Here is a 12,987-nt window from a genome sequence, read left to right as displayed (position 1 = left end):
AGCGCCAGACCCTGATGGATCGCCGCTTGCGCCACCACGCGCAGGCCGCCTAACCTCTCACCCCAGATGGACCAGAGCCTCCGCTCCTGAACACCGCTGAATGTCCCAAATCATCTGACGACGGACATACAACAACGAGCAAGGCAACGTCCCGCAATTCGTTCTGCGCGGCGGGCCAAGCTACCGTTATCCGACCAGCGGCACCGACATCCACCAGACGGCGGATCGCGAGATCGCCGGGGGTAATCTCACCGTCACGCGCGAGCTCGAGATGGGTCGCCTGACCGCTGTGACCGGCTTCCAACACGTCAACGCGCTCAACATCGTCGACATCACCGACTCGTATTTCTACGCGAGTCTCTTCGGTAGGCCTCCCTCCGCGTTCGCCAATCCCTTCACGGACAAGGGCCGCATTTCCCAACGCGAGACCGTGTTCAGCCAGGAGATCCGCATCACGTCGCATCCCGACAGCGCGGCGAAGTGGGTCGCGGGCTTGAATTATTTCCGGTCCGACTACGACATCCACCAGTTCAAGACACTGACCGCACTGCCCTCGCCGCTCGCCAACGGCAATTTCGACACGCAGATCAGTTCGCAGACCTACGGTGCCTTCGGCGAGGCCACGGTACCGCTCACCGAGAAGCTGTTTTTGACCGGCGGCCTCAGGCTCGCGCACGACAACCAGGACTATGACAACCGCTACACCACGAACGGCTTCCCGGGCACGGTTCCCTTTTTCTCGCAGGTTGGCCGATTCCGGGACACCTACCTCGTCGGCCGCACCGCGCTCGATTACAAATGGACCCCCGAGTTCATGACCTATGTCAGCCTCGCGCGCGGGCACTCCTCCGGCGGCTTCGAGCAATTCGCCTCCGGCTCACCGCTCGGCCAGGCGGCGCGCCCCTTCCAGGCGACCACAGGCTGGACCTATGAGGGCGGCTTCAAGGCCGCGCTGCTCGATGGGAGGCTGAACCTGTCGGCGGCCGGCTTCTACAACGACGCCAAAAACGGACCGACCTTCAGCTACGACATCAACACCTTCGGTTTCCGCTACGTCCCCTACGACTATCACACCACGGGCTTCGAGGCCGAGGCCGCCTACGCCCTCTCAGATCTGCTCTCGTTGCGCGGCGGTATCGGCTTCATCGAGTCCGAGCTCGTCGACGTGCCGCTCGCCGACGCGACGGGGGTCCGCAGCGGCAACACGGTTCCGAACATCCCGCGCTGGAACGGTAACGCGGCACTCGACCTCAAGCATCCGCTCGCCTTCGGCGACTTCGCGGGTCACGATTTCGCCGGCCACGTCTTCGGCCGGGTCGAGTACCAGTATGTCGGGATCCGGACCAGCGATCCGGCCAACAACCTCAAGCTCAAGCCGTTCAGTATCGTCAACCTGACGGCCGGCATTCAGAACGAGCGCTTCAGCCTCTACGGGTTCGCACGCAATCTGACGGATGTCCGCTACGAGGCGTTTGGTTCCTACCTGTCGCCGACGACGATCGGCCTCATCGTTGGACAGGGGCGTACGTTCGGCGCCGGCCTCACCGTCCGTCTTCAGTGATGGATTTCCCGGAAAGCGGGCCCGCTCGGAGAGCGCCGCACCTTCGCTCTCTGCGGATCTGGTCGAACATTCATACGTGGACGAGCCTGATCTGCACGGGATTTCTTCTGCTGCTTTGCCTGACCGGCCTGCCGCTGATCTTCCACCACGAGCTGAATCATGCCCTCGGCTATCAGCCGGACCTGTCGAAGGGACCGGACGGCGCCCCGCGCGTCTCTCTCGACCGCGTGGTCGAGGCGGCTTACGATCGGCGACCGGGCGAGGTGATCCAGTTCATCGGCTTCGACCGCGACGAGCCCCATCTCATCAACGTCGCGATGGGCCGCAGCATCGACAGCCCCTACGAAGAGAACAACCTCGTCGCGATCGACTGGCGCGGCGGCACAGTTCTGGAGGCGCCGAAGCCGAGCGAGGGACCAGTCGCCTTCCTGCTGAAGCTCCATGCCGATCTGTTCCTCGGCCTACCCGGCAAGCTCTTCCTCGGCCTGATGGCCTTCTGCTTCCTCCTGGCGATCGTGTCGGGGGTCGCACTCTACGGTCCCTTCAGGGGCAAGCTCGCTTTCGGAACGGTGCGGCATGGCCGAGCGAGACACATCGCTTGGCTCGACCTGCACAGCCTCGTCGGTATCGCCACGCTGGCCTGGATGCTCGTGGTCGGCACGACCGGCATGGTCAATACTTGGGCCGACCTGATGCTGAAACTCTGGCAAGGTGGTCAACTCGCCGAAATGACCGGCCGCTACCGCGACGCGCCACCGCCGCGCAGACTCGCCTCCCTCGAGACTGTCGTCTCCCATGCCAGGGCGGCGGCTCCCGACATGACCCTGACCCTGATCGCCTTCCCTGGCTCGATCCTCACGAGCCGCAATCACTACGCAGTGTTCATGGCCGGCGCGAGTCCCCTGACCGCACGGCTGCTCAAGCCGGCCCTCGTAGACGGGGAGACGGGTACACTGACCGAACTGCGCGACATGCCCTGGTACATGCAGGCGCTGATGCTCTCGCAGCCACTGCATTTCGGTGATTACGGGGGCCTGCCACTGAAGATCCTATGGGCGGTCCTCGACCTCGCCACCATATGGCTACTCGTCAGCGGACTCTATCTTTGGATCGTGCGCAGGCGCCGATCCGTGGTTCGAGCAGTTGCTTACCCAAGCCGAGCAAGCGCCGATGGGGAACCCGCGGAATGAAATGCCATCCTGGCCCCGCCCATCACATCTGGACAGCGCCGGCCCTCATAACCATTGCGACATTGGTCTGCCTGATCGTCGCGCTGATCGCCGAAGGCATCTGGGACCGCATGGCAGCAGGGCTGCTGTTCGCGGTGCTGACCTACACGACGTGGTTGGGATTTCGGTCGGCCAGGAGCGGAAACTGACGCCACGAGGGCCCGCCGTCGTCTGAGCCGATTGCATGCGGCATCAGTCTGTGCGCATCCGGCCGTGAAGGCACCGTCGAAGACGGTGAGACGCAGGCTGGCCCCAGTCTCCTCGCCGTTCTCGAAGGCGGGCAGCGTGTCGCGATCCTGCCCATTGGCCGACACGAGAGCGAGCGCCGGAACCCGCCGGAGACCGTGCGCCGGGGCGGCAAGCGCGCTCGTCGCGCCCGCCACGCCCCGCCGAGTGTTGGCACACGAGACGGAGGGGGGCGGCCGGCTGAAGGCCTCGAACAGGCTCCGAGACTGGGGGCCGGGTGAGTTACGCCCATGGTGAGGTACGCCCATGGGAAGTCTGCCGCGAGCGCGGATGTCATCCGACGCGAAGCAACCTTGCGCCCCCCCATCTCCATGAGCCTTCAGCCCCGATTCGTGTGAACGCGACGTCTTCATTCTCGCAGGACAGGCCCGTCTTTCATGGCGGCCGATGCCTCCGTGAGGCCCCACCGGACCAGATCCTCGGCCTCCCCGACCGTTCCGGCTTCCGCATAGCACCGCAGTTCCGGGGCGTTGCCCGACGCGCGGAAGTGGATCGTTCGTCCACCGCCCAGCGCGATCTTCGTGCCGTCCTGCATGTCGACCGCATCGGCCTCGCCGACGGGCCTGCAGAACGCACGACGAAACTCGGCGTCCGCCAGCCGCTGCAGGAAGCGGCTGCTCTGTGCCGGTGGCGTGTCGGGGAGGCGGTCACTCGCGGTCTCGCCCACATCGAGCCCGGCCACGAGATCCGCCAGCCCGACCCCCATGCGCCGTGCCGCCGCCAGGGTCGCGAGGATCGGCAGCATCGCGTCGCGGGTCGGGAGGGCTGGCAGAGCCCGACCGTCGACAACGACATCCGATCCAAGCAGGAACCCACCATTGGCCTCGAAGCCCACGACGGCCTTCGCCCCGTCCCGGCGGGCCTGCGCCATGCCGGCGAGGACGAAGGGCGAGCCGACCCTGGTGCGCAGCACGCGCTCGAAACCTCCGGCCCGCTCGATGGCCGAACCCGCCGTCACCGGGACCACCACCACGTCGGCGCTCAGATAACGCGCCGTGATGAGGCCGAGCACGTCCCCCCGCAGGATTCGACCGTGGGACTCGGCGACCAACGGCCGGTCGGCATCGCCGTCGGTGGTCACGAGCGCATCGAATCGCGCCGATGCCGCCACGTCCCGGATGAAGGCGATGTCTTCGGGGCGATGCGCTTCGGTGTCGATCGGCACGAACGTCTCGGAGCGGCCGAGCGTCACGACTTCGGCACCGCAGGCGGCGAGCAGGTTGGCGAGGATATCGCGGGCGACGGAACTCTGCTGATAGACGGCGATGCGCAGGCCCGCCAAACTTTCGGCAGCGAAGGCATCGCGGTAGCGCCGTTGGTAGCGATCGAGCGCTCCCGGCTCCGGCGTGGCCGCCACGTCCGGCCCCATGGATCCGACCGTCGCGACATCGCCGAGGATGGCCAGGATGGCGGCTTCGTCGGCCTTCGTGATCTCCCCCTCGGGCCGGTAGAACTTCAGGCCGTTGCGGTCTTGCGGGATGTGGCTCCCCGTCACCATCACGGCGCACGCCCCCCGCCGCATTCCCTCCAGCGCCAGGGCGGGGGTCGGCACGGCGCCGCAGTCGATTGCCGTGAGGCCGGCGGCCGCCGCCGCGGACGCGACAGTCGCGGCGATGCCGGCGCTGCTGTCGCGCAGGTCGCGCCCAATCACGACCTCACGGACGGCGACGGCTTCGGAGGCGAGAGCGCGGAAGAACGCCGTGGCATAGGCGTAGCTCGGCCATCCGACGAGATCCGTCACCAGGCCGCGCAGGCCGCTCGTTCCGAACTTCAAACTGCTCATGGGATTTCCACTTTTGAGAATCTACCCGAGATGGGGGTTTCACGACGCTCGACCGGCGACCGACGTCGAGAGGCAGCGCCGACCAGGGCCGGGCGCTCCGACGCCGACGCGCGATGAGGACCACCATGACCCCATCCCCGGGATGATGCGAACGGCACGGCGGCCACCGGCCGCTCAGGTGGGGACCAAGACCGTCTAGCAGAACCGTTGGCGCTGGTTGAGGGTGAGGAAGCGCGAAGTCCAGGGTTCATGCAGGCCAGGGTTCATGCAGGCCAGGGTTCATGCAGGCCAGGGTTCATGCAGGCCAGGGTTCATGGAGACGAGCTGAATGTCCGTGCGGCGTTCGGAGCGGACGGCCAAGCGACGGACGCGGGCCTGCCACGCCAGCCCACGCTCGACGGCCCGGCGGTGGCGGCCCAGGCGCAGGCTGCCTTCGATCCCGCGATAGGCCACACCTGCACATGGCAGCCGTCGCCAAGCGCTTACCCTCCACGTCAGCCATCGCGCTCGCTGCCGTCCTTGCCCTCCGGCACCGATCGAGCCCGGCCCTGGACATTCATCGAATCCATGGCTTCGCCCAGGCCATCGACCGCTGCGGCATCGCCGGTGTCGGGGGGCCCAGCACGAGACCGGCCCCCTCGGATCTCGCCACGGGCCTCGGCCAAAAATTGGCTCGCGCCCTGCGAAATCGCCGGTGTGGCCGTTGGCACGATGTCTTTTGCATCCCCCTCCCATATGCGCCGTGGATCTCCGCCGGCCACGCTCCCCCGCAAAAAGCGCCCCGCCACACGGGTGCCGATCCCGCTGGTCTGGATTACGGCCTGCGCGTGAGCGATAAGGCGGGAACGGACTACGGCAATCGGCGCGCGATGAACTTCGGCTTTCTCTTTTTCACCCTGTTCGGGCTGATCGTGCCCGTGGTCGGCGTCATCTGGATCCTGCGCGCGAGGGACCGCTGACGCCCTGGGCTCGCGGTCGGAACAGGGCGCGGCCGGACCGAGGCCGGGTGGAGCCAGGGCGCCTCATCCTCCGGGGTCCTCGCTTCTACGCGCTCACAGCCCGCGGCGTGATCCGAGCGCCGCATCGCGCACGCCTGCCCAAGCGTCTCGGTTGCCCGAAAGGATCATCCGGGCGTTCCTGCGCTCGGCCTCCGGTTGCTTGATCGGCATGAACCGCTGCATCACCGCCCACGCCGCGTAAAAGCGCCAAGCCAAATCCGCCACCGCCGCCTCGATGCTGCAAACGGCGCGCCCGCATCATAAAGACCAAAGTCTCAGCAAGACCTTGGTTCGGTTCCTACCAGACCCGGTTGATCCCTTCGGGATGGGGGATTTGGGCTTTGCTCAGCCGCCATGCAGGCTTGACGGCATCGAACTGGAGGTCGCCGACGCCCGGAGGCCAAGCGCGGCTTCGTCGTCTTGCCGCGACGCTTTCGTGGTGGAGCGCTCCTTCGCCTGGACGACGCGCGGCCGCCGCCCCGTCGAGGATTACGAGCGTTGTCCCGGCACGCTCGCAAATCGCCGCATGGTCGCCTTCGTCCCTCTCATGCTCGAACAGACCGCACGAGCGGCGGGCGGTTCAGAACCACCTCTGACGTGCGGGGCCGTTTGAGCATCGATCTAATCGTCCATCGCGTCGGCCGATGGTTTGGCCCGCGAGGGTCTGCGACCCGCCGTTGGAAAACATCCGCTGCACACGCTGCTGCTCGCGCGCCGGACCTGGGCGTCGAAGCGGCGATCCCGATTTGCCTGGGCGCGCTGCTCGACTTCGGCGTGCGCCTCGACATCGGCGAGCGGCATCATCGTCGACCGTACGGCCGGGGGCGTTCCCGTGGGGGCGTCGGTCGGACCCAGACGTGCGGCCAGGAACGGGGAGGTCTGCGGGACGGCACCCAAATCCGCCGTCGCAGCAGAGACAGGCGCCTTGCTGAGATGGGCCGCATGGGCGACCATGCGCCGGGGCGGCGCCGAGGCGTCCGCGACGCGGTTGTTGGTGCGCGTGAGAACAGCTTGCGGATTGATGCCGCCACCCCCGCGTCCCGGCTCGAAGAGCAGCTCGCCCGGCATGACGGCGGTCAGGCGCTGTGCGGGCTCGACGGGTTCCGGCATGGGCGGGCCTGCGGAGGCGAAGGATGTGCCGGCTCCCGCGCGCAGGCGTGCCTGCGGATCGGTGCCGACACAGGCGGACAGGCTCGTAAGGCCGACCGCGGCGACGAACAAGATTCTGATCAGTCTCAAGATGCCCCCGCATCAGCATGGAATCCGGTGGATTCCTGCCTTGTCCCGCGATGGCGATAGGTTGGGGATGCATCGTAAATATGGCGTTGGTCGCGCTCCATTTCGGCTCACGCGCGAAGGATGTCGCGTGCAGACCGGCGTGCCCGAGCTCCGACCGCGGCACGGAGCGAGGGTGAGGTCGAGCCGTCGGGACTCGATCGCCTGAACAACGCCATCGGTCTGCGCTTCGGCACGGTGCCGGCGGAGGCGGGCGACGGCGCCATCGCGGAAAAGCATCGCCCGTCCCCGTTCCTCACCTGCGAGCCGAACGGCATGGTCGGCCCGGTTCATCCCGATCGTGGGTGGACGCAAGGATTGGTGACGGACCGGAGCAGGCGGTGACCTCTCGATCCGAAACAACGGCATCAAGAAATTTATTCGTCTTCGGAAAGTTATTTTTACGCCACGCGGTCATCGAAAGCTTCGAAATGCGTGGGGAGCATACCTCGAAACTGTCGTAACCGGGTCAGGTCCTGTCGAACTTGCGTTATAGTGGACAAAACGTCTGGCGGCAGCATTATGCTGCGATGCAAAAGTAGCATGCCGCATCGCAACATAAGCGTGCTCTAATCCGTCCATCGAGCGGCTCCCCGCCGCCCAAGCCGGATACATCCCATGCGCAATGCGTCCTTCCTCGTCCTCGCCGCCATCCTGTCCGCCACCTCCGGCGTCGCCGTGGCGGGTGAGGCGACCTATCTGACCCCGCCGGTCTTCCGCGAGCAGGCGCGTGACACTCAGAAGGTTCGCAGCGTCAGTGATCTGACCACGACGCCCACCCTGACGACCGCAGCCAAGCCGACCGTCCCGGTCCGCGCGGTGCAGGTGGTTGCGGACGCCGAGGCGTCGTCGGCGCGCTGATGGGAAACGGCGCGCGCTCGACCCGCACGCCGTTTCCGGACCAGCGTCGCGGCCCGGACGATCCGAGTGCGACGTCGGCAGATCGCCGTCCCTCGCAATCAGTCGGCGGCCGATAGGTCTCGCGCGAGCCAGGCCCACGCCGCCGCCTCGTCCTCCAGATCGAACGTCTTGGTTTCGACGGGCATGACGAAACCGGACAGGTTGATCATCGTCTTGGCGAACGTTGGGGCGCCAACCACGACATAGCGCCTGATGTGCGCGACCGAGCGCGCTTTCACGCTGGCCGCATAGCCGTCGAAGGTGGCACCGAGATCCGATCCCTCATAGTTCGACATGATGATCAGCATGTCGATCTTGTCGAGGGACTGCATGGCCTCGTCGGTTAGAGACGACATCCATTCGATATCGGCTTTGGAGATCTTGTGTCTGATCTCGAAAGCGAGGAGGTCCGGCCGCGGTGAATCGCGGCTAATGACCGACCCGTCGGGTGCGCTGCTCATGGCCCGTCTCCTGATCGCGGTGTCCGACGACGGCCTCAGCTCGGCTGCTCTTCGGTCTTCTCGATCTCCGGATCATCCTCCTGAGGGACTGAGGGCTCCGGTCCGACCTTCGGAGCTCGCTGATCGGGAACCGGTGCTTCCTCAGGCTTCGGATCCGACCCATTCGGCACGCTGGCTTGGCTCATGGCTTTGATCCCTGTCGAAATGCAGGGGACCAAGCCGCAGCGTGCGGGTGTGTTCCTGCCCTGGTCGCAATCGAGAGCCTCAGCGGACACTTTTCCGGCGTGCGATCTGCCGATCCCCCCGGAGCCGCCGCAGGCTCGCCGCCTCCGCCGTCTTTGGCGAGGCGACCCTGGCCCCCGGACGTCTCGCCGATCCGCATCCATCCATGACGCCGGCGCGACAACGGCTTCGGCACTGCGGATGAGACAGGGCAAAGGGGGTGGCGTTCACGCCGCTCAACCGGCGGCGAAGGCAGCGCCGGTCTGCGCAGCGACCTCGGGCGACAGCCAGCGCTCGTCGAGGTCGGTCGCGTTTCGTTCGGCCACCGGCTGGGTTTCATCGCCCTCGGCGAAAATGACCGTATCATCCGGCCCGACGTCGCGCGTGGCGTAGAAATCCCAGCGACGATGAAGGACGCGCGGCCCCCCGAACAGGCGGAAGGCATTCCAGTCGCGGTCGTCCCGAAAACCGACGTCGTGGATGCATTTCGGTGGACGCTCGGACGACCGGGGCATTCCGCCGAGGTCGCCGCTGGAGGGCGGCTGTCGAGGTGAGGGAGTCTGTCCGGACCGCGGCACGCTGCTCATCGCCTGCTCGCAACCGCTGATCCAGCGCGTTCGCGTTGGATCGCTGGGGGAAGGGCGAGGAACGAACGATCGGTGAGAACCGGAAAGGCCCGGTCGCCAGTGACGGCGCCGGGCTTCGTGTCGGTAGAATCGAGCGGATCACCGCCCGCCTGCGGATCAGCAGTCGTTGCTGCCCGGCTTGACGACCTGACCCTCGGCCGGCTTCTTCTCGTCGCCGCCCGGCTGGGTGTTGCCGCCGACGTTGTTCATGGCGCCGACGGTACCGGGGGACTCGGCTTTCGCGCCGGGGGTGACCTTCGTATCCGACGTGCCGTCCGCCTTGGAAGTCTTGTCGGTCGCGGCGCCCTGGCCCTGGGCATTCGTGGTCGTGCCGACCGCGCAGGGCGCGGCCATCGCTGCCGACCCCGCGGCGAACAGGACCGTGGCGGCGACGGCGATCGTGCAGACGTTCTTCATTGGTTTCTCCGAGGTTTTCCAAAGCTCCCAACAAGATTGGCCCCGCGCACGTTCCGGGGGACAGCCCGGCTGTGACATTTGCGGCATGGCCCCGCGCCCGCCGATCGTCTCCGGTCCCCACGTCCCAGGCCCCCTGGCATCCAGACCCAGGATCACCCCCCAACCTTTCGGGGGGTCCACACGCGGGTCGGCACCGCCCGGGTTCGGCCGGCGCCGAGCTGCCTGTTCGGGCGGTCATGGGCAAGGTTTCCGAAGGCGTTCCGGCAGTTGATGCGATCGGAGACGGGAAAAGCAACTACAACTTCGATCAGATTGCCATCTTGTGTGGCAAGATCAATTTCGACCTGATCCAATATCAGTGCCGTTTTGCTGCTGCCCGCCAGACCGACTATCGATACCGCCCCCGCCGCCAGAAGGCTGAAACCCTTTCGGATAGATCGGCTGGATACAAATCCGCTGACATATGATTTGCATGTCCCTCGGATCAGTGCATATGTTTCGCGCTTCGCCCTCCACACAAGCGCATGTACACCCGGCCATGGCTGAGCTGGACACTGAATAGATTGCCACGGCAACAGAAAAGGCTCGCACAATTTTCATGTTGTTCACTCGGTTCATCAGCGCATAATATCATTACGCTGTTTGGCTTTTCCGCTCCAGCATTTGTTTCTGTCGAGCCTCGCGGGTCTTGGCGCGTGCGGGCCTCACGCATAGTCCCGCCGTGGCCGGAGCCGAGCCGGTCGAGGTCGGGTCTTGCTCGATATCGTTGAACGATTCAGCGGCCCGGCGATGCCGCCGGGCCCGAGGCCGACCGCACGCGGGAAGGCCGTCACGGCCCCGATGGCGCGGGGCCCGGCATCACCGTCAGGCCCCTTCGGCCCGAAGTCATACCGGCGCGCCCAGGACGCACGCTGGATTTCAGCGACGACCCTGATGGTTTTCGATGTGATGGAACGATGTGTGCGCGGTGCGGATACTGTTTGGGCCAGAGGATCAGAAGGCGCCCATGATCAGGAAGCTGCTTTCCGCGGTCTCTCGCGGGTCTGACGACAAGATCGGCGTCGCGCGTCGGCTGGCGGAGCTTCCGGAAGACGCGTCGCGGCTCGAAACGATGGTGCCGCGGCAGCCGCCGCCGGTCCGAAACGACGACGGGATGCACCGGGTCTGCGAGGAGGTGGAAAAGGCCCTGCGGCAGGCCGGGCACCTGCGGTAGAGCGGCGTTGCCCCGCCGGCGCGACGGGTTTGGTGCGGGGTGGATGGGGCCCTACGTTGCGTCCGACACGACAGGGATGGGACGCCCATGAGAATCGCACTGGCACTTGCCGCCATGGCCGCCACGAGTTGTCCGGCCGCGGCCATCGAGGGGCGCTACAAGATCGAAGGGCGAAACCCCGGCCAGTCTCAGGTCTATCGCGGCGAGGCTGCCGTGAAGAAGCTCGGCGACACCTACAGCATCGTTTGGCAGATCGGATCCGCGCGTCAGATCGGAACCGGAATCCTCACCGGCTCCGTCTTGTCGGTCGTCTTCCAGGCGGCCGGCGCTCCCGGGTCCGGAGGCGTCGCGAGTTTCCAGGTGAGCGGCGACAAAGTCACGTCGGGCCAGTGGGCCGTGACCGGCGGGCAGACGGTCGGGACGGAACAATGGGCGTTTGAGACCGGGATCTAGCAGGATTTCGGCAGAGCGCTTTCCTAGGTGTGCAGTCCCGCGGTGTGGTGGCATCAGTTTCGCTGAGGCCGCCGCACACCGGGTGGCGTTATGGGACAGGGTCTGCACGGCTGCGCCACGACCACGCACGCGGTCGGAGCAGCGCGACAGCGATCGAAAGCTCCGCTCAAAGATCTCGCCGCACAGCATGGACTGAACCTCAAAACGGTCGCGAAGTGGCGCAAGCGTGCCTTCGTGCATGACGCGGTGATGGGCATGACGCGGCGATGGGACCGAAGACGCCGCGCTCGACCGTGCTCACGACCGAAGAGGAGGCGATCATCGTTGCCTTCCGCCGGCACACCCTCCTGCCGCTCGGCGACTGCCTCTACGCGCTTCAAGCCACCATCCCGCACCTGACCCGCTCGTCGCGGCATCGTTGTCTGCACGCCACGGGATCAGCCGGTTACTTGAGGCCGGCGGCGACAAGCCCAAGCGGTCGCGCTTCAAGGCTTATCCGATCGGCTTCTTCCACATCGACATCGCAGAGGTCCGCACCGGCGAAGGCAAGCTGTACCTCCGGGTGGCCATCGACAGGACATCGAAATACGCCTTCGCCCAGCTGCACGAACGCGCCGATCGGCCGGTGGCCTGCGGCTTCCTGGAGGCGCTCATCGAGGCTTGTCCCTACCGCCTGCACACCATCCTGACCGACAACGGCATCCCGTTCGCCGAGCCGCCCGAGAACCGCCGGGGCCCGACCGCCCTGTACCGCGTCAACCGCTTCGACCGGATCTGCCGGGCGCACGACATCGAGCCTCGGCTGACCAAGCCAAACCACCCGTGGACCAATGGCCAGGTCGAGCGCGTGAACCGGACCCTCAAGGAGGCAACCGTCAAGTGCGACCACGACGACCGCCACGACCAACTACGGAACCACCTCGCCGCCTTCCTCGATGCCTACAACTTTGCCCGGCGGCTCAAGACCCGACGCGGCCTCACGCCATACGTGGCGACCTGCCGGGCCTGGGCAGACGATCCAGACCGCTTCAGATACGATCCGACCCATCTCACCTCGGGACTGAACAATTAGCATATCAGCCGAGACATGAACGTCCCGCCCCGCCGGCCCGTGATCAGATCGGGCGGCGGGGCGTCGTCGGTCGCCGGCGAGGTCGAGCGATGCGGCACGGTTCCCAGGGGCTCGACTCCATCGGCACCGGGGAGCTGTGCCGGCGGCGAGCACGATGGCCGAGGCCCCGTGGCGGGCGAACCTGCGGTATCGCGTGGCGAGGCGCCGGAAGTCCTTGAGGCGGCGGAAGCCGGCCGCGAGGCGCCGGCCCTTGCGAGAGCGGCGTTCGTCATGGCGGATCTCGCGTTTGCGGCCACGCTTTCCGAGATTTCGCACGGATACGAGTTGTCAGCGTCCCTCCCTTCGTAAACATCAGCCGCGCACACGGCGCCTGCGCCGCGTGCGCGGCTGGGGAAGGCGAGATGGCATTGTTCAAGATCGGCAAACGGTTGCAGTCGCAGACCTCTGCCCCGCAGCCCCTGTCGGAGATCCCCACTCCGCAGGCCCCGTCGGAAACCTCCGACCTGCAGCCCCCGTCGGAGACCTCCGACC

General features: G+C 66.4%; 14 protein-coding genes and 3 pseudogenes. 10 read left to right on the top strand and 7 right to left on the bottom strand.

What is annotated here, in order from left to right; all coding sequences use genetic code 11:
• Positions 1-163: 163 nt before the first annotated feature.
• The 3 genes from FV218_RS19605 to FV218_RS19595 are packed head-to-tail and all read left to right on the top strand — an operon-like array spanning position 164 to position 2,939.
• Positions 164-1,561, top strand: a complete 1,398-nt coding sequence (locus FV218_RS19605) for a TonB-dependent receptor (protein WP_147711193.1) — start codon at positions 164-166, stop codon at positions 1,559-1,561.
• Positions 1,561-2,751 (top strand): PepSY-associated TM helix domain-containing protein, encoded by a 1,191-nt coding sequence (locus FV218_RS19600; protein ID WP_147711192.1) that lies wholly within the window; start codon positions 1,561-1,563, stop codon positions 2,749-2,751. Before FV218_RS19605 ends, FV218_RS19600 begins: the two co-directional genes overlap by 1 nt.
• Positions 2,748-2,939, top strand: a complete 192-nt coding sequence (locus tag FV218_RS19595; protein ID WP_147711191.1) for a hypothetical protein — start codon at positions 2,748-2,750, stop codon at positions 2,937-2,939. The genes FV218_RS19600 and FV218_RS19595 overlap by 4 nt, the downstream gene beginning before the upstream one ends.
• A 446-nt stretch (positions 2,940-3,385) precedes the next feature.
• Here FV218_RS19595 and FV218_RS19590 read toward each other — a convergent pair whose 3' ends face one another.
• On the bottom strand, positions 3,386-4,819 hold the full coding sequence (locus FV218_RS19590) for a phosphomannomutase (RefSeq protein ID WP_147711190.1): 1,434 nt from the start codon (positions 4,817-4,819) through the stop codon (positions 3,386-3,388).
• 461 nt (positions 4,820-5,280) lie between these two features.
• On the opposite strand from FV218_RS19590, the gene FV218_RS19585 reads away from it, so the two are divergent.
• On the top strand, positions 5,281-5,778 hold the full coding sequence (locus tag FV218_RS19585; RefSeq protein ID WP_147711189.1) for a hypothetical protein: 498 nt from the start codon (positions 5,281-5,283) through the stop codon (positions 5,776-5,778).
• Positions 5,779-5,871: 93 nt separating this feature from the next.
• Here the strand turns inward: FV218_RS19585 and FV218_RS22900 are convergent, their stop codons facing one another.
• On the bottom strand, positions 5,872-6,042 hold the full coding sequence (locus FV218_RS22900) for a hypothetical protein (RefSeq protein ID WP_187273109.1): 171 nt from the start codon (positions 6,040-6,042) through the stop codon (positions 5,872-5,874).
• 142 nt (positions 6,043-6,184) lie between these two features.
• Between FV218_RS22900 and FV218_RS23300 the strand changes: the two are divergent.
• Positions 6,185-6,430: pseudogene (locus FV218_RS23300) on the top strand (hypothetical protein); the annotation flags it as partial.
• Positions 6,431-6,438: 8 nt separating this feature from the next.
• Here FV218_RS23300 and FV218_RS19575 read toward each other — a convergent pair.
• Positions 6,439-7,038: a hypothetical protein gene (locus FV218_RS19575; RefSeq protein ID WP_147711188.1), complete on the bottom strand. Its 600-nt coding sequence runs from the start codon at positions 7,036-7,038 to the stop codon at positions 6,439-6,441.
• Between the two features lie 672 nt (positions 7,039-7,710).
• On the opposite strand from FV218_RS19575, the gene FV218_RS19565 reads away from it, so the two are divergent.
• Complete coding sequence (locus tag FV218_RS19565; protein ID WP_147711186.1) at positions 7,711-7,953, top strand: hypothetical protein; 243 nt, start codon at positions 7,711-7,713, stop codon at positions 7,951-7,953.
• Between the two features lie 98 nt (positions 7,954-8,051).
• Here FV218_RS19565 and FV218_RS19560 read toward each other — a convergent pair whose 3' ends face one another.
• The 3 genes from FV218_RS19560 to FV218_RS19550 form a co-directional block, all read right to left on the bottom strand.
• On the bottom strand, positions 8,052-8,453 hold the full coding sequence (locus FV218_RS19560) for an STAS/SEC14 domain-containing protein (RefSeq protein ID WP_147711185.1): 402 nt from the start codon (positions 8,451-8,453) through the stop codon (positions 8,052-8,054).
• A 458-nt stretch (positions 8,454-8,911) separates the two neighbouring features.
• Positions 8,912-9,190: a hypothetical protein gene (locus FV218_RS19555; RefSeq protein ID WP_147711184.1), complete on the bottom strand. Its 279-nt coding sequence runs from the start codon at positions 9,188-9,190 to the stop codon at positions 8,912-8,914.
• Positions 9,191-9,418: 228 nt separating this feature from the next.
• Complete coding sequence (locus tag FV218_RS19550) at positions 9,419-9,718, bottom strand: hypothetical protein (RefSeq protein WP_147711183.1); 300 nt, start codon at positions 9,716-9,718, stop codon at positions 9,419-9,421.
• Positions 9,719-9,954: 236 nt separating this feature from the next.
• Here FV218_RS19550 and FV218_RS19545 point away from each other — a divergent pair, with 236 nt between their 5' ends.
• The 4 genes and pseudogenes from FV218_RS19545 to FV218_RS19525 all read left to right on the top strand — a co-directional run bounded on the left by FV218_RS19545 (position 9,955) and on the right by FV218_RS19525 (position 12,456).
• The gene (locus tag FV218_RS19545) at positions 9,955-10,185 is read left to right on the top strand and encodes a hypothetical protein (protein ID WP_147711182.1); all 231 of its coding nucleotides are present in this window, start codon (positions 9,955-9,957) and stop codon (positions 10,183-10,185) included.
• A gap of 539 nt (positions 10,186-10,724) precedes the next feature.
• Complete coding sequence (locus FV218_RS19535) at positions 10,725-10,931, top strand: hypothetical protein (RefSeq protein ID WP_147711181.1); 207 nt, start codon at positions 10,725-10,727, stop codon at positions 10,929-10,931.
• Between the two features lie 87 nt (positions 10,932-11,018).
• Positions 11,019-11,384, top strand: coding sequence for a hypothetical protein (locus FV218_RS19530; protein ID WP_147711180.1), 366 nt, complete (start codon positions 11,019-11,021; stop codon positions 11,382-11,384).
• 90 nt (positions 11,385-11,474) lie between these two features.
• Positions 11,475-12,456, top strand: a pseudogene (locus FV218_RS19525) (IS481 family transposase).
• A gap of 141 nt (positions 12,457-12,597) precedes the next feature.
• Here the strand turns inward: FV218_RS19525 and FV218_RS23295 are convergent.
• A pseudogene (locus FV218_RS23295) lies at positions 12,598-12,759 on the bottom strand (IS5/IS1182 family transposase); the annotation flags it as partial.
• Between the last annotated feature and the right edge of the window lie 228 nt (positions 12,760-12,987).

This window comes from Methylobacterium sp. WL69, assembly GCF_008039485.1.
Taxonomy (GTDB): Bacteria; Pseudomonadota; Alphaproteobacteria; order Rhizobiales; family Beijerinckiaceae; genus Methylobacterium.
The sequence above is the reverse complement of the archived record's forward strand: the minus strand, read 5'-3'. Positions and strand labels throughout refer to the sequence as shown.